General features: G+C 72.5%; 13 protein-coding genes. 7 read left to right on the plus strand and 6 right to left on the minus strand.

Annotated features, from left to right (window positions below):
- Window positions 1–217: 217 nt before the first annotated feature.
- Window positions 218–796, plus strand: a complete 579-nt coding sequence (locus AB0B50_RS28390) for a TetR/AcrR family transcriptional regulator (protein ID WP_362337900.1) — start codon at window positions 218–220, stop codon at window positions 794–796.
- On the opposite strand, the gene AB0B50_RS28395 is transcribed toward AB0B50_RS28390, so the two are convergent.
- Complete coding sequence (locus AB0B50_RS28395; protein WP_362337902.1) at window positions 759–1,655, minus strand: DNA-binding protein; 897 nt, start codon at window positions 1,653–1,655, stop codon at window positions 759–761. The two genes, AB0B50_RS28390 and AB0B50_RS28395, sit on opposite strands and share 38 nt — an antisense overlap.
- Before the next feature lie 151 nt (window positions 1,656–1,806).
- On the opposite strand from AB0B50_RS28395, the gene AB0B50_RS28400 reads away from it, so the two are divergent.
- On the plus strand, window positions 1,807–2,514 hold the full coding sequence (locus AB0B50_RS28400) for a type 1 glutamine amidotransferase domain-containing protein (RefSeq protein ID WP_362337905.1): 708 nt from the start codon (window positions 1,807–1,809) through the stop codon (window positions 2,512–2,514).
- Between the two features lie 34 nt (window positions 2,515–2,548).
- Here AB0B50_RS28400 and AB0B50_RS28405 read toward each other — a convergent pair whose 3' ends face one another.
- The 3 genes from AB0B50_RS28405 to AB0B50_RS28415 all read right to left on the minus strand — a co-directional run bounded on the left by AB0B50_RS28405 (window position 2,549) and on the right by AB0B50_RS28415 (window position 7,484).
- On the minus strand, window positions 2,549–3,205 hold the full coding sequence (locus AB0B50_RS28405; protein WP_362337908.1) for a M15 family metallopeptidase: 657 nt from the start codon (window positions 3,203–3,205) through the stop codon (window positions 2,549–2,551).
- Between the two features lie 342 nt (window positions 3,206–3,547).
- The gene (locus AB0B50_RS28410; protein WP_362337911.1) at window positions 3,548–6,688 is read right to left on the minus strand and encodes a BTAD domain-containing putative transcriptional regulator; all 3,141 of its coding nucleotides are present in this window, start codon (window positions 6,686–6,688) and stop codon (window positions 3,548–3,550) included.
- Between the two features lie 322 nt (window positions 6,689–7,010).
- Window positions 7,011–7,484: a carboxymuconolactone decarboxylase family protein gene (locus AB0B50_RS28415; protein WP_362337914.1), complete on the minus strand. Its 474-nt coding sequence runs from the start codon at window positions 7,482–7,484 to the stop codon at window positions 7,011–7,013.
- Window positions 7,485–7,617: 133 nt separating this feature from the next.
- Between AB0B50_RS28415 and AB0B50_RS28420 the strand changes: the two genes are divergently transcribed.
- The gene (locus AB0B50_RS28420; protein WP_362337917.1) at window positions 7,618–8,259 is read left to right on the plus strand and encodes a histidine phosphatase family protein; all 642 of its coding nucleotides are present in this window, start codon (window positions 7,618–7,620) and stop codon (window positions 8,257–8,259) included.
- 67 nt (window positions 8,260–8,326) lie between these two features.
- On the opposite strand, the gene AB0B50_RS28425 is transcribed toward AB0B50_RS28420, so the two are convergent.
- Window positions 8,327–9,691 carry an FAD-dependent oxidoreductase gene (locus AB0B50_RS28425; RefSeq protein WP_362337920.1) on the minus strand — a complete coding sequence of 455 codons (1,365 nt, stop codon included), beginning with the start codon at window positions 9,689–9,691 and terminating at the stop codon, window positions 8,327–8,329.
- Between the two features lie 282 nt (window positions 9,692–9,973).
- Between AB0B50_RS28425 and AB0B50_RS28430 the strand changes: the two genes are divergently transcribed.
- Complete coding sequence (locus tag AB0B50_RS28430; RefSeq protein ID WP_362337923.1) at window positions 9,974–11,206, plus strand: hypothetical protein; 1,233 nt, start codon at window positions 9,974–9,976, stop codon at window positions 11,204–11,206.
- Window positions 11,122–12,396 (plus strand): MoxR family ATPase, encoded by a 1,275-nt coding sequence (locus AB0B50_RS28435; RefSeq protein WP_362338574.1) that lies wholly within the window; start codon window positions 11,122–11,124, stop codon window positions 12,394–12,396. The genes AB0B50_RS28430 and AB0B50_RS28435 overlap by 85 nt, the downstream gene beginning before the upstream one ends.
- Window positions 12,397–12,532: 136 nt before the next feature.
- Here AB0B50_RS28435 and katG read toward each other — a convergent pair whose 3' ends face one another.
- The gene (gene katG, locus AB0B50_RS28440) at window positions 12,533–14,749 is read right to left on the minus strand and encodes a catalase/peroxidase HPI (protein ID WP_362337926.1); all 2,217 of its coding nucleotides are present in this window, start codon (window positions 14,747–14,749) and stop codon (window positions 12,533–12,535) included.
- A gap of 296 nt (window positions 14,750–15,045) precedes the next feature.
- On the opposite strand from katG, the gene AB0B50_RS28445 reads away from it, so the two are divergent.
- Together AB0B50_RS28445 and AB0B50_RS28450 are read left to right on the plus strand one after the other, a co-directional pair.
- Window positions 15,046–15,465: a Fur family transcriptional regulator gene (locus AB0B50_RS28445; RefSeq protein WP_362337929.1), complete on the plus strand. Its 420-nt coding sequence runs from the start codon at window positions 15,046–15,048 to the stop codon at window positions 15,463–15,465.
- A 72-nt stretch (window positions 15,466–15,537) separates the two neighbouring features.
- Complete coding sequence (locus tag AB0B50_RS28450; protein ID WP_362337932.1) at window positions 15,538–16,131, plus strand: TetR family transcriptional regulator; 594 nt, start codon at window positions 15,538–15,540, stop codon at window positions 16,129–16,131.
- Window position 16,132 lies beyond the last annotated feature (1 nt).

Below are 16,132 nucleotides of genomic sequence, written 5' to 3' on the forward strand. Positions count from 1 at the left end.
GGTCCCGGCGGGGAGTTCGGGAGGATATGGCGCTGTTCCGAGGAGGGACCGCGGCTCCGCTTCGGCCGCGGGCGGTTCCCCGCGGCTGGTCAGCCGCTATGGTGAACCCAGTTAAACGGACATCTGTCCGTTAGCTTGAGAACTTAGCGGACAGCTGTCCGCTTAGCAAGGAGCTATCGAGCCGCGATGCGCGGAGGGAGAGGCGGAGGGAGAGTCAGTGGGACAGCACAAGGGCTCACCGCTGCGCTCGGACGCACAGCGCAACCGCGAGCGCATCCTCCAAGTCGCCCTGGAGGAGCTGACGAAGTCGAGCGACGCGCCGCTCAGCGCGATCGCGAAGAAGGCGGGCGTCGGCCAGGGCACGTTCTACCGCAACTTTCCCAACCGCGAGGCGCTGGTCCTCGAGGTCTACCGCTTCGAGGTCCAGCAGGTCTGCGGCGCCGCCTGCCAGTTGCTGCGCACCCGGGAGCCCGACCAGGCCCTGCGGGAGTGGATGGACCGCCTCGTCCGGTACGCGATGGCCAAGGCCGGTCTTGCCGACGCGATCCGCAGCGCCACCAGCACGCTCGGCAGCCTGGCCGGGGTGGGGCACGGCCCCCTCACCGAAGCCGTCGGAGTACTCCTGAAGGCCAACGAGGACGCGGGCACCATCCGGCCCGGAGTGACCCCCGACGACTTCCTGCTCGCCATCGCCGGACTCTGGCAGATCGATCCGCACAGCGACTGGCAGGCGCGGGCCGGGCGCCTCATGGACCTCGTCATGGACGGACTGCGGGCCGGCGCTCCCGGCCGCTGAGCACGTCCAGGAGGTGGGCGGCCGCGTCGCGCAGCGGGGCGGGGACGTCCGCGCGAGCACGCAGCAGGGCCGTCGCCGTACTGCCCAGCGACTCCGTCGTACGGGCCGATCCGATGCCGGGGACGCGGGGCGCGAGGTCCACGATGAGGTCCTCGGCGTCGCGCCAGGCCCCGGCCCCGGCGAAGGCCGCGAGCAGCTCCGCGGAGAACAGGTCGCGGTAGGAGGGGCCGCCGGGCGTGGTGGCCGCACGGTGCAGCAGCGGCAGCGCGCGGTCCCAGCGGCGCAGCCGGGCGAGCACCCAGCCCTGGTGGCCGATCAGCTCCGTCTCGTCGATCCACCAGGCCCAGGCGGGGTCGTCCGGCGACATGCCGTCCAGGAAGCGGCCGTGGGCACGGGAGATGAGGTCCTCCGGCTCACGGCCCCCGTCCAGCATCGCGATCGCGTGGGCGCGGCGGATCAGGACGAGCGCGTCGACCCTGGCCGGGAGCGGGCGCGGTCCCCGCACGCGTGACGCCGTCTCCAGGGCGGCCCGGGGGCAGCCGGTGTGGGCCTGGAGCATGCTGTGGTTCAGGAGGACGAGCCGGGCCGTCCAGCGGTCGCCGCAGAGGTCGGCCAGGGCCAGGGCGCGCGCGTTCGCCCGGTGCGCGCGGCGGTGGAGCCCCGCGTCGAAGAGGATCCAGCCGATGACCTCGCACAACTCGGCCAGGGCCGCGAGCAGTTCACGGTCGCGGGCAACCGGACTCGCGGGCTCGGCCGCCAGTTCGGGCACCCGGCGCACCGCTTCGGGCAGGGCGGCCACCGCGGCCCGCGCGCCGTGCTCGGCGTCGAGGGACAGCAGGTGCCGGAGCGTACACAGCACGACGGGGACCGTCGAACCGCCCCGTTCGCCGCGCACCACGATCCCCCTCTGTCACCGTCGTCCACTACCTTCGAGCACATCGCCGCACTGGCGGTTCGAGCCCGCTGCGTGCGATCCCGATGTGTCAGATTCTCACCCTCGGAGAGCACCCATGTCGAAGATCCTTTTCGTTGTGACCGGCGTCGACCACTGGACGCTGGCCGACGGCACCCCGCACCCCACGGGCTTCTGGGCCGAGGAGGCCGTCGCCCCGTACGAGACGTTCAAGGCCGCGGGCCACGAGGTCGTCGTCGCCACCCCGGGCGGCGTCGTGCCCACGGTCGACCCCGCCTCCCTCACCCCGGAGTTCAACGGCGGCCAGGACGGCGCGACCCAGGTCGCCGCCTCGCTCGCCGCTTTCACCGAGCTCCAGCATCCCGTCAAGCTGACAGAGGTGGACCTCGACGACTACGCCGCCGTCTTCTACCCCGGCGGCCACGGCCCCATGGAGGACCTCTCCGCCGACGCCGCCTCCGGCAGGCTCCTGACGCGCGCCCTGGAGTCCGGCAGGCCGCTCGGCGTGGTGTGCCACGCCCCCGCCGCGCTGCTCGCCGCGGTGGGCGCCGACGGCACCAACACGTTCAAGGGCTACCGGGTGGCCGCGTTCACCAACGCCGAGGAGGCCCAGGCGGGCTTCGCCGACAAGGCGAAGTGGCTGCTCCAGGACCGGCTCACCGAGGCAGGCGTCGACGTCCAGGTGGGCGAGCCGTGGGCGCCGCACGTGGTCGTCGACCGCAACCTGATCACCGGCCAGAACCCGTCCTCCGCCGCGCCGCTGGCCGCCGAACTGCTCGACGGGCTCGGCCGCGCCTCGGCCTAGCCGCCGCGCCTCGGCCTAGCCGCCGGGCCCCGGCCTAGACCCCGAAGGCCACCGGCCCGTAGTGGGCGATCGGGGCTCGGGTCTCCAGGGCCCAGTAGCGGTCGCCGTAGGACCAGTGCCACCACTCCGTGGGGTAGTTGACCAGGCCCGCCGTGGCCAGGGCCGCAGTGAGGGTGCGGCGGTTGCGGCGGGCCGTGGTGGAGATGCGGTCGGTGTCGGTGTAGCAGGCCCCGTCGCTCTCCTCGGGGCTGGCGTTCACCGGGGTGCCTAGGTCGAGTTCGGCGCCCGCGGTCGTGCACAGGGTGACGTCGACGGCGGCGCCCGCGACGTGCGGACCGACCTCCGGCGGCGACAGGGAGCGGCTCGTCTGACGGTGCAGGTGGTCGTCCGACCAGTCGGGGTTGGCCCTCTTGAGTTCGGCCGCGTACTCCTGGAAGTACCTGATCTGCAGGTCGAGCGGCCGATACCCCTCGGTGATCAGCAGGCGAAGCCCCTCGGGCAGCAGCCGGGCGGCGCGGGCCAGGCGCCAGGCCACGCCCTCACGCAGTTGTGCGTAGGCGCCCGCCGGGTCGGCGAGGCGGTCGTCGACGTCCACGAACGGCAGGTTGCGCAGGTCGACAAGGGCCTCGCCGCAGTCGTGGACCGGTATGTCGACGACCCTGGGATCGTTCATGAGGATGATCGGCGGCATGGTCGGGGCCCCTTTTGGCTGGCGTCTTCGTGTGAGGAGTCGCGGACACAGCTCCGGGGGCGGGCTGCTGCCCGCCCCCGGAGTCCCCCGGCTTTGCAGTGGCTCCACGCGACGTACGGCCCATACGGCCGACTGCCTCGGTCGTATGGGCCGTGTGCGGCAACAGTGGCCTTTCCCCCGTTGGTTCCCCCGTTGCTGTCGGCCTCAGTGCGCCGCCGACTCCCAGAGCCTGACGCACCCCGCTGCAAGTTCTCTGCAAATCCGCCTCAAGTGAGGTTGGAGTGGGCTCCGTTGTGGGGTTGGAGTGGGCCCTTTGTGGGGTTACAGTGGGCCCGTCTCGGGTCAGACGCCCGGCTCGTGCCGCTCCCGTGCCTCGTACGCGCCGAAGACGTCCCGCGCCTCGGCGCGCAGCGCGAGCGCCTCTTCGCGCTCGCCCACGGCCTCCCGAGCCGCGGCGAGGTCCCGCAGGGTGCGGGCGCGGGCCAGCGGCAGGTCCAGGGCCGCCCAGAGGCCGGCCGCCGCGGTGAGCCGCCGCACGGCGGCGTCCGCGCGGCCCCGGGCGAGCTCGCACTCGCCGAGGGTGCGCAGGGCGAGCGCCTCGCCGAAGCGGTCGCGGTGCGCGCGGCAGGTGTCGAGGACGCCCCGCAGCTCGACCTCCGCCTCGGCCGAACGCCCCAGGCGCATGCGGCACTTGGCGCGGGCCTGCACGGCGTACGCCAGCATGAGCGGGTCCCCGATGGCGGTCAGGAGGACCACCGCCCGGCCCGCGAGCTCCTCGGCCTCCTCGTACGCGCCGAGTGCGCGGTGCACCAGGCTCAGCGAGCGCAGGGTGAGCGCCTCGCCGCGGCGGCTGCCGAGTCTGCGGTAGGCCCGCAGGGACTCGTCGAGGAGGGGGAACGCCGCCTCCGTCTCGCCCAGTTCGAGGTGCACGGTGCCCGCGAAGCGACAGGAGAGCCCGAGGCCCGGGTCGTCGCCGAGGCTCCGGAAGCCCTCGACGGCCCGGCCGAGGACGTCGAGCGCGGCGCGCAGCTTGCCCGCCTCCCGCAGGGAACTGCCGAGCCCGGCGAGGGCGGCGGCCCGGCCGCGCGCGTCGCCGAGGTCGGCGCAGATCCCGGCGGCCTGCCGGAAGTAGTCCTGCGACTCGGCGAACCTGTCCTGTTCGTACCGGAGTTGGCCGAGACCGATGAGCAGCAGGGCCTCGCCGGAGCGGTCCTCGGCACGGCGGGCCGCGGCGAGCGCCGCGTCATGACTGCGCCACCACGCCTCGAAGCGGTTGCCCACGGCGTACGCGGACGAGCACAGGGCGGCCGCCGCCTCGCAGGCCAGGGTGTGCAGGTCGTAGGCGGCGGCTCGTTCGACGGCTGCGGCGAACGCGTCGGCCTCGGCCTCGAACCAGGCGGCCGGGTCGGCGAGCGCCCGCCGGGTCGCCTCGGGTCCGACGGGTCGCACGAGAGCGCCCATGGTGCTGCCCACCGCGCCGACCGGGCCCGAGGAGTCGAGGAATCCGCGGTGCAGTTCGACCGCGCCGGACGGCGTGGTGGAGGCGACGCGGCCGGTGAGCCAGAGCCCGGCGCCCAGCGCCCTGCCGATGGCGGCCGAGCGCGCGGCGGGCGAGTCCTCCGCCTCGGCGCGCTCGGCGGCGTACACACGGACGAGGTCGTGCGGCCGGAAGCGGGGCTGCCCCGCGCGGTCCACGCCGGTGCAGTGCAGCAGTTGGGCGTCGATGAGCTGCTCCACGACGCGCTCCGCGGCGACCTCCGGCACGTCGAGCAGTGCGGCGACGACCCAGGAGGCGACGTCGGGCGCGGCCAGCAGGCCCAGGCGGCGCAGGGCGGTGCGGGCCGACTCGTCCAGGGCGCGGTAGCTCAGACCGAGGCCCGCCCGCACCTCCAGGTCGCCGACGGAGAGCTCGTCGAGGCGGTGGTGCTCGTCGGCGAGCCGCTCGGCGAGCATGCGGGCCGTCCAGTGGCTGCGGGTCGCAAGGCGCGCGCCCGCGATGCGCAGGGCGAGCGGGAGGCCGCCGCACAGCTCGACGATGCGGCGGGCGGAGTCGGGTTCGTCGCGCACGCGCCGCGCGCCCGCGACCCGGGCGAGCAGGTCGGTGCCCGGCTCCGTGTCGAGCACGTCGAGGTCGGTGCGGTGGGTGCAGGGCAGGGCGCCGAGGCGGGCGCGCGCGGTGATCAGCACCCCGCAGGTGGCGCTGCCCGGCAGGAGCGGGCGCACCTGGGCCTCGCTGCCCGCGTCGTCGAGGACGAGCAGGACGCGGCGGCCTGCGACCAGGCTGCGGAAGAGGTCCCTGCGTTCGGCGTCCCCTTCCGGAGGGTTGGCGCCCAGGGCGCGCAGCAGGCGGCCGAGCACCTCGCCGGGCGCCACGGGGTCGGTGGCGCCCCGCAGTTCGGCGTAGAGCTGTCCGTCGGGGTAGGCGTCGGCGGCCCGGTGCGCCGCGGTGACGCCGAGGACGGACTTGCCGACGCCGCCGGGCCCGGACACCACGACGACGGGCATGGCCTGGCGTGGCCCGGGACCTGTGAGCGCGGCCCGCACCTCGCTCAGCTGCGCGGCCCGTCCCGTGAAGTCACCGATGGCGGGCGGCAGGAGAGCGGGCGCGGGCGGCGGCAGCGTGACCGCGGGAGCGACGTCCTCGGGGAGCCCTTCGGCGGCGGAGGCACCGCCGGGTTCGCCCCCGCGGGCCGAGGCGGGGTCGGCGGCCGCCTCGATGCGCGGGGCGGGCAGCAGCGACGCGTCCGCCCGCAGGATCGCCTCGTGCATGGACCGCAGCCCGGGTCCGGGATCGATCCCCAGCTCCTCGGCGAGTACGTCGCGCCCCTCCGCGTACACCGAGAGGGCGTCGGCCTGGCGACCCAACCGGTAGAGGGCGAGCATCAGTTGGCCGCGCAGCCGCTCGCGCGTGGGGTGCGTGGCGACCAGGGCGGTGAGCTCGCCGACCAGCTCCGTCTCACGGCCGACCTGGGCGAGGTCCGCGGCGATCCGTTCCTCCAGGGCCGCCTGCCTCGCCTCCTCCAGCTGGTCGGCCATGGCCCGCAGTGTCTCGCCGATACCGCCGAGCGCGGGGCCGCGCCACAGTGCGAGTGCCTCGCTCAGGAGCCGGGCCGCGGCCGCGTGGTCACCGGCGGACGCCGCCTGCCGCCCTCGCGCGGTGAGCCGCTCGAAGGCGGCGCGGTCGACGAGCTCGGCGTCCGCGTGGATCAGATAGCCCGGCGGCTGTGTCTCGATGACGTCGGCGGACAGCGCCCTGCGCAGCGCGGAGACGTACGACTGGATCAGGGACCTCGCCGTGTCCGGCGGCCTGTCACCCCAGATCACGTCGATCAGCGCCTCCGCGGACACCACCCGCCCCGGTTCCAGGAGCAGCGCCGCGAGCAGCGCCCGGGGCTTGGGTCCGCCGAGTGTGAGGCGTCGGCCCTCGCGCCACGCCTCGACCGGTCCCAGCAAGCGGTAGTGCATGTCCGTGTCCACGCCCATCTCCATGGATCCTTGCCCCGCACCGCCCCCGCTCCCTGATCCCCACTCCCGCTCCTCGCGCCCCGCACGCGCCCCTGGATCGACTGGTCATGTTACGTGGGCAGAGGCTCAACACGCCTTCGTGCGCAGGCAATCAGGCCAGTTCGGAGCCGTGAATTCGGCGCATTCCGCTCCCTGGGCCGAAGCCTTCCGCAAGCGGACAGCAGCCCGGCGCCGCCCCGCCGTTCGACGGGGCGGCGCCGGGCTTCGGCCGGAACCGGTTGATGTACTTGCGCCGTGACTCCTCAATTCCCTTGCCAAGGACGCCCGGTGGGAGTCCGCGTCACCCCAACTGGCCGGGCCGGTAGTCGCCCGCGGGCTGCTGCACGATGACGTTCAGCCGGTTGAAGGCGTTGATGACGGCGATGATCGACACCAGGGCGACGAGCTCCTCCTCGTTGTAATGCTTGGCGGCATTGGCCCACGCCTCGTCCGTGACGCCGCCGGCCGCGTCGGCGATGCGGGTGCCCTGCTCCGCGAGTTCCAGGGCGGCGCGCTCGGCGTCGGTGAACACGGTGGCCTCGCGCCAGGCCGCGACCAGGTGGAGCCGCTGGGTGGTCTCGCCGGCGTGCGCGGCGTCCTTGGTGTGCATGTCGGTGCAGAAGCCGCAGCCGTTGATCTGGCTGGCGCGGAGCCGCACCAGCTCCTGGGTCGTGACCGGCACCGTCGACTCCCCCAGCGCCTTGCCCGCCGAGACGAGGTGCTTCAGGGACTTGTTCGCGAGCGGGCTGCCGAGAAGATTCAGACGGGCTTCCATGGTGCACTCCTTGCGGTCGTGTACGGATACACCTCTGGGACGGTTCGGCCCGCTCCGATGTGACATCGAAGAGGCATCCGGAGGAGAAGCACCGAGGACCGGAAGAACAGCACCACGAGAAAGGCATGCGCTGATGCGGAGCATTTTCGTCGTCGCCCACCCCGAGGCGACCCACCACGTCGAGAAGGTGGTCGGCGGCTGGCACGACTCGCACCTGACCCCCACGGGCAGACGCGCGGCGGCCTCCATCGCGCGGGCCCTGCGCGCCGAGATCCCCGACGGCGCGGACGTGGAGGTGATCTCGTCGGACCTGCAGAGGGCGAGCGGGACGGCCGACGAGGTCGCCGGGCTGTTCGGTGTGACTCCGCTCCTCGACCGCAGGCTGCGGGAGAAGTCCTACGGCGAGGCGGAGGGCAGGCCCCAGGAGTGGCTGGACCGGCGGTTCGTGCCGCCGCCCGCGGAGGGCGACCGCATGGGACACCACGAGGGCGTGCCGCGCGCCGAGACCCGCGGCTCGTGCGCGCGGCGCGTGTACGCGGCGATGGAGGAGATCCTGTCCCGCCCCGCAGGACACCAGATCGTCGTCACGCACGGCTTCGCGCTGACGTTCGTCGTGGCGGCCTGGATCAAGATGCCGTACGACTCGGTGGGCTCGGTCAGCTTCCGGGCGCCCTCGGGCAGCATCACCGTGCTGCGCGAGGACGACTTCTTCCACAACCGCCAGGTCGTGACCGTGGGAGACACCCGTCATCTCGCCACGCCGCCGACGCACTGAAACGGGGGCTGCCGCGCGGCTCACACCCGCGCGGCAGCCCCCGGACTCACCTACCGGCCGAAGCGCCTCAGGCGCCGCTCGCCCTGAGCATGTCCTCACGCTCGACGATCTTCACGCGCTCACGACCCTGCGGCTCGCCCAGCGCCTTCTCGGCCGCGTCCAGGCGGTACCAGCCGTCCCACGTGGTGAAACGGATGTTCCGCTCGTCGAGGAACGCCTCCACGGCCTCCGGGGCGGGCGCCTGCGGAGTGTGCAGCCGGCCGTTCTCGCGGTCGTCCAGGAGGCTGGCGACCGTCTCGTTGGCGTCGCCCTTGGTGTGGCCGATGAGGCCCACGGGGCCGCGCCGGATCCAGCCGGTGACGTACGTCGACTGCAGGTGCTCGCCGCTCTCCTGCATCACCCGGCCCGCCTCGTCGGGGACCGTGCCGGAGGCGACGTCCCAGGGCAGCTTGGGCAGTTCGTCGGAGAGGTAGCCCACGGCGCGGTAGACCGCCCCGAGGTCCCAGTCCTTGAACTCCCCGGTGCCCTTGACGTTGCCGGTGCCGTCGAGGGCGGTGCGCTCGGTGCGCAGGCCGACGACCTCGCCGTCCTCGCCGAGGATCTCCACCGGCGACTCGAAGAAGTGCAGGAAGAGCTTGTGCGGCCGGTCGCCGACGTCGCGGATGGCCCAGTTCTCCAGGGTCTTGGCGACCATGTCGGCCTGCTTGTTGCCACGCCGCGTCGCGATCGAGCCGTCGTCGTAGTCAATGTCCTCGGGGTCGACGATGACCTCGATGTTCGGCGAGTGGTCCAGCTCCCGCAGCTCCATGGGGCTGAACTTGGCCTGGGCCGGGCCGCGGCGCCCGAAGACGTGGACCTCGAGGGCCTTGTTGGCCTTCAGGCCGTCGTACACGTTCGCCGGGATCTCGGTCGGAAGGAGCTCGTCGGCGGTCTTGGCGAGGATGCGGGCCACGTCGAGGGCGACGTTGCCGACGCCGAGGACGGCGACCTTCTCCGCCTCCAGCGGCCAGGTCCGCGGCACGTCGGGGTGCCCGTCGTACCAGGACACGAAGTCCGCGGCGCCGTGCGAGCCCTGGAGGTCGATGCCGGGTATGTCGAGCGCCCGGTCGGCCGTCGCGCCGGTGGAGAAGATCACCGCGTCGTAGAACGTACGGAGGTCGTCCAGGCTGATGTCGCGCGGATAGTCGACGTTGCCGAAGAGGCGGATCTGGGGCTTGTCGAGCACCTGGTGCAGGGCGGTGATGATGCCCTTGATGCGCGGGTGGTCGGGGGCGACGCCGTAGCGGATCAGGCCGAACGGCGCCGGCATCCGCTCGAAGAGGTCGATCGACACACCGGGCTCGTCCGCCACTGCGGATTTCAGCAGCGCGTCGGCGGCATAGATGCCGGCCGGGCCGGCTCCGACAATGGCCACCCGCAGAGGGCGAGGCATGGTGAGGTTCCCTTCGAGCGGTGATGGAGTGACTCAAGGGAAGCCTAAGCTAAGGCAAGCCTAAGTAAGTAGGCGGGTCGGATTTATGACCTCATAAGTTGGGCTTATGAGGTCTCATAGGGTCGCTTAACGGCTCGCGCGCCCGGCCGGCCGCCGCCCGGGACCGGCGCACTCACGCCGAAAAGGCGCCTGACCGCTCAGGACGAGCAAGATTACGCTCGTCGCGATGATGACTCACTCCATTGACAGAACGGAGGTCCCGTCCGCGCAAGGTGAGTGCTGATGCTCACTCAGACCGCGCCGGGGACTTCCCGCCTCTCCTTCTGGCCGCGCGTGCGCGAGTTCGCCGTGCCGCCCACCATGATCGAGACCGCGACCGCCCGCCGTCATGTCGGCGACTGGGCGGGGGCGTGCGCCGCCGCCCACGTCGACGTCGATCTCCACCTCCGCGCCGTGGCCCGTACCCATGGCCAAGACCTCATGGCCCGACTCCGGGCCGATCTACGCCACTTGGCGCCCGACCTGCCGCGCTGGCACCTGCCCAGGGTCGCTCCCGACGGGCTGCTGCGCCCGGGACTGACCATCGCCCTGGCCCCGTACGAGGCCATGGGGCGGGACGCCGCGGGGCAGGGCACCGCACACGCCGTACAGCTCGCGGTCCGGACACCGCCCGCCTGGGCGGATGCCGGTCAGCGGATCAGCCTCGCGCTGTGGGACGGCTCCCCTGCCGAAGCGGAGGCCCGCCGCCATCCGCACGCCCGGCCCAGTCGGCGGTTCCGCCTCGATCTGCACCGCCACGTGTGGGACGCCCGCAGGAGCGACGAGCTGAGGTCCCGCTCGTCCGGGGCGGCGGATCAACTGCCTGCGCATGGGCATCCGTTGGCGGCTTCCGACTCACCAACCGATGCTCCGGACGCGCTGAGAACGGTGCCGCAATGGCAGCGCTGCGCGGTCGACCGATGGGCGGCCGAAGCCGACATGCTGCTGCGCGCCGCGGGCCGGCCCGCGGGCCCCGTCGCCGTGCGGCTCGGCGCCCGACACCGGCTGATCCTGGAGCCGGTCGCGGATGAACCCACGCGACCGCGCATCACCGCGGCACCCCGGGGCCGCGACTCCACCCTGCCGGTCCTGCCCGCCGCGGCGACCTGGGCACTCCCCGACCTGGAACTGCTCCGCGCCGGTGCCATCGAGGTCGACCAGCTGCATCCACTGGCCGCCTCGGCACTGGCGCCCGGCAGCGCACCGGCGGGGCCGCCGACGACGACTGGTGGGGCAGGACAACCGCGACTCGTTCAGTGCCGGGGAGCTCAGCACCGCATCGGCCTGGTCGACGGGGTGCTGACCCCCTTGGACCACGATCCCGCCGAGATCCGCCGCGAGGAACTGCTGGTCGCCCTGACCGGCACGCCGCTCCCCTGCCTGCGTACGCCATCTCCCCCGACGCCGGCCTGTCCGCCACCCTGCCCGCAGACACGACCGGACAGAATCAACTCGACGTGGCCGACGCCCTGTTGACGCTGCTGCGCGACACGGCCACCGAGCCGCGCACCGACACGCAGCTGGAGGCCCTGACCCTGGCCGTCGCCGCCGACCTGCCCGTCCTGCTGTGGGGCGAGCCGGGGATCGGCAAGACCGCGGCCCTGAACCAGCTCGCCACCGCCCTGGACCTGCCGCTGACCACGGTGATCGCGAGCGTGCACGAGCCGTCCGACTTCTCGGGACTGCCCGTCGTCGGGGAGGACCCCGCCGAGCACGGCGTCCCGATGGCCCCGCCGGACTGGGCGGTGCGCCTGGTGCGGGCCGGGCGCGGACTGCTGTTCCTCGACGAACTCTCCACCGCGCCCCCGGCCGTTCAAGCGGCCCTGCTCCGTCTCGTACTCGAACGACGGATCGGCGCCCTGCGGCTGCCGCCCGGCGTCCGGATCGTGGCCGCCGCCAACCCCCGCTCCTCCGCCGCCGACGGCTGGGAGCTGAGCCCGCCCCTGGCCAACCGGTTCGTCCATCTCCAGTGGACCCACGACCACGACGTCGTCGTACGCGGCCTCGGCGGGACCTGGCCCCGCGCGACCCTGCCCCCACTCGCCCCGGAGAAGCTGCCGGAAGCGGTGGACCTCGCCCGCCGTGCCGTGTGCGGGCTCCTTGCCGCCCGGCCGAGACTCGTACACCAACTGCCTTCGAACGAAGCGCGCCGCGGCGGTGCCTGGCCCTCTCCGCGCAGTTGGGAGATGGCCCTGCGCCTGACCGCCTTCGCGTCCGCCGCCGGGTCGTCACGCGAGGTGCTCTCCCTGCTGGTGCGGGGCACCGTGGGAGACGGTCCCGGCCTGGAACTCCTCGCCGCCCTGGACCGGATGGACCTTCCCGACCCCGAGGCGCTACTGGCCGACCCCGCATCCGCCGACCTGCCCCACCGCGGCGACCTGCGCCAGGCCGTGCTCGACGGCGTGGTGGGCGGCGGCGGCACGGATCTTCGGACGGGCTTCGCCAAGGCGCTGCGCACCCGGCCCCGACCCGATGTCGTCGTGGCCCTGACCGACGGCCAGACGCCATGGCCGGACACACGGCCGCCGTGCCGCACGGTGGTGGGCCTGTTCCCGCGCCGGCGGGCGGGCCGTTCATGGGACGAGGACGACCCCGACCACGCGCCGGACGCGCCGGACGCCTGGGCGCGCGTGGTCGACATCGGCTCGGCGTCCACCGCGAGGTGAACCCCGCGGAACGACGAACGTCCAGGCCGACCCGAACGAACGGGCCGACCTGGACGTCACATCACGTCAGGGCCGGGCAGGGCAGGTCAGGTCAGGTCGCACAGACCGACCAGAACACTCAGACCCGTCGGACCACTCAGACCAGGTCGAACCGGTCCAGGTCCATGACCTTGGCCCACGCCGCGACGAAGTCCTTCACGAACTTCTCCTTCGCGTCGTCGCTCGCGTACACCTCGGCGACGGCGCGCAGTTCGGAGTTCGAGCCGAAGACCAGGTCGGCGCGGGTGCCGGTCCACTTGACCGCACCGGAGGCGTCGCGGCCCTCGAACTGGTCCTGCGCCTCGGAGGTCGACTTCCACGTCGTGCCCAGGTCGAGCAGGTTGACGAAGAAGTCGTTGGTCAGCGTGCCCGGCCTGTCGGTGAGGACGCCCTGCTTGGACTGGGCGTGGTTGGCGCCCAGGACGCGCAGGCCGCCGACGAGGACGGTCAGCTCGGGCGCGCTCAGGGTCAGCAGGTTCGCCCTGTCGAGCAGGAGGTACTCGGCCGGGAGGCGGTTGCCCTTGCCGACGTAGTTGCGGAAGCCGTCGACGGTCGGCTCGAGCGCGGCGAACGACTCCACGTCCGTCTGCTCCTGCGTGGCGTCCACACGGCCCGGCGAGAAGGGCACCTCGACCTGGACGCCGCCGTCCTTGGCCGCCTGCTCGACGGCCGCGCTGCCGGCGAGCACGATCAGGTCGGCCAGCGAGACCTGCTTGCCGCCCGCGGAGTTGAAGGACTCCTGGATGCCTTCGAGCGTGCGCAGCACCTGCGCGAGCTCGTCCGGGTTGTTGACCTCCCAGCTGCGCTGCGGCTCCAGGCGGATGCGGGCGCCGTTGGCACCGCCGCGCTTGTCGCTGCCGCGGAAGGAGGAGGCCGAGGCCCAGGCGGCGGAGACGAGCTGCGAGACGGTGAGGTCGGAGCCGAGGACCTGCTCCTTGAGGGTGGCGATGTCCGCGGCGTCGATGACCTCACCCGTGCGCTGCGGCAGCGGGTCCTGCCACAGCAGCTCCTCGGAGGGGACCTCCGGGCCGAGGTAGCGGACGACCGGGCCCATGTCACGGTGCGTCAGCTTGTACCAGGCGCGGGCGAAGGCGTCCGCGAACTCCTCCGGGTTCTCGTAGAAGCGCCGGGAGATCGGCTCGTAGATCGGGTCGAAGCGCAGCGACAGGTCCGTGGTCAGCATCGTCGGGCGGTGCTTCTTCGACGAGTCGAAGGCGTCGGGGATGATCTCCGGGGCGTCCTTCGCCACCCACTGGTGGGCGCCGGCCGGGCTCTTGCCGAGTTCGTAGTCGTACTCGAAGAGGTTCTTGAAGAAGAGGTTGCTCCACCGGGTCGGCGTCTCGGTCCAGGTGACCTCGAGGCCGGACGTGATGGCGTCCTTGCCGACACCCGTGTTGTACGTGCTCTTCCAGCCGAGGCCCAGCTGTTCCATCGGGGCGGCCTCGGGGTCGTCGCCGACGTTGTCCGCGGGCCCCGCGCCGTGGGTCTTGCCGAAGGTGTGGCCACCGGCGATCAGCGCGACGGTCTCCTCGTCGTTCATCGCCATGCGGCGGAACGTCTCACGGATGTCGCGCGCCGCGGCGATCGGGTCCGGGTTGCCGTTGGGGCCCTCGGGGTTGACGTAGATCAGGCCCATCTGGACGGCGCCGAGCGGGTTCTCCAGCTCGCGGTCGCCCGTGTAGCGCGCGTCGCCGAGCCACTCGGTCTCGGGGCCCCAGTACACGTCCTCCTCGGGCTCCCACACGTCCTCGCGGCCGCCGGCGAAGCCGAACGTCTTGAAGCCCATGGTCTCCAGGGCGACGTTGCCGGTGAGGACCATCAGGTCGGCCCAGGAGATGTTCTTGCCGTACTTCTTCTTGACCGGCCACAGCAGACGGCGGGCCTTGTCCAGGCTCGCGTTGTCCGGCCAGCTGTTGAGCGGCGCGAAGCGCTGCTGCCCGGCGCCGGCGCCGCCGCGGCCGTCGCTGATGCGGTATGTGCCGGCGGAGTGCCAGGCCATGCGGATCATCAGCGGGCCGTAGTTGCCGAAGTCGGCGGGCCACCAGTCCTGCGAGGTCGTGAGGACCTCGGCGATGTCCCGTTTCACGGCCGGCAGGTCGAGGGAGTTGAACGCCTCGGCGTAGTCGAACTCCTCACCGAGCGGGTTGGCCACGGCGGGGTTCTTGGCGAGGATCTTCAGGTTGAGCCGCTCCGGCCACCACTGCCGGTTTCCGCCGCCCTGGGTGGGGTGGGGCGCGCGTCCGTGCGCGACCGGGCAGCCGCCTGTCTCCTCAGGCTTCGGGTCGGTGACGATCGCGTCGTGGTTCTCAGTCATGGGAATCCTTCCGGACGGGGCGGATCACGGTGCTCAGGAGCTGAGGACGGTGGAACAGCCGGAGCAAGGCCCACCGTACGACCGGCGCACCAGGTCGTGGTGGAGGACCGCACGCACGCGTGAAAGGGAGATTCAGCAGGTTTCCCTAACTCACGTGTGTTTCCCTGCTGTTGTCCTGCCCCTGTCCCTTGGCTGTCGGCCGGAACCGATCCTACGATGGACGAAATCCAAGTCAATACGACAGACAGGCCCGGACGGAATCATTCGTCGGACGATGCACAGTGAGGCTGGTGGGCATGAGTGACCTGCTGCAACGACTACGCGGACGCGGCTGGCGGATGACGGCTCAGCGCCGGGTGGTCGCCGAGGTGCTCGACGGCGACCACGTCCACCTCACCGCGGACGAGGTGCTCGCACAGGCCACGGCCCGGCTGCCGGAGATCTCCCGCGCGACCGTCTACAACACGCTCGGCGAGCTCGTCTCCCTGGGCGAGGTCATCGAGGTGGCCACCGACGGCCGGGCCAAACGCTACGACCCGAACGCCCACCGCCCCCACCAGCACCTGGTCTGCTCGTCCTGCGGCACGATCCGCGACGTGCACCCGACGGGCGACCCCCTCTCGGCCCTCCCCCCGACGGAGCGCTTCGGCTTCGCGGTCTCGGCGGCCGAGGTGACGTACCGGGGGGTGTGCCCCGACTGCCGATCACCGCAGTGACGGGCCGTCACAGCGGCCCGCCGCGGCGTGGCCCCGCGACGTATGCTTGCGCCGGTCAGGGGAGGAGGAGCCATGGGGCGGATGCCGTCGGCGCAGCGGCGCAGGCAGCTGGTCGAGGCTGCGATCCGGGTGATGGCCCGCGACGGCGTCGCGAAGACCACGACACGGTCCGTCGTGGCCGAGGCGGGTGTCTCGCTGAGCGTTTTCCACTACTGCTTCGACTCCAAGCAGGAGTTGCTCGAAGCGGTGATGGACACCATCTCCGAGCACTCCGAGTCGGACGTCCTCAGCACGCTCGTCCGCAGAGCCACCCTGCGCGAGACGATCCGTGCCGGGCTCCAGGCGTACTGGGACCATGTGCTGGCCAATCCCGGAGAGCACATGCTGACGTACGAGCTCACCCAGTACGCCCTTCGCGAACCCGGCTACGAGCATCTCGCCCGGCGGCAGTACGAGCGCTACGTCGCGGCCCACACCAAGGTGATCCGCCAGCTCCCCTCGGTCCTGGGCGTGGAGCTGGCCGTGCCCGAACCCGCGGCCGCCAGGTATCTGGCCGCGCTGACCGACGGGCTCACCCTCAACTTCCTCGTCCTTGGCGACGAGGAGAAGGCGGGCGACGTGCTGGACGTCGTCGCGGACCAGATCCTGACGTTGGTGCGGGAGTAGC

This window comes from Streptomyces sp. NPDC041068, from assembly GCF_040647455.1.
Taxonomy (GTDB): Bacteria; Actinomycetota; Actinomycetes; order Streptomycetales; family Streptomycetaceae; genus Streptomyces.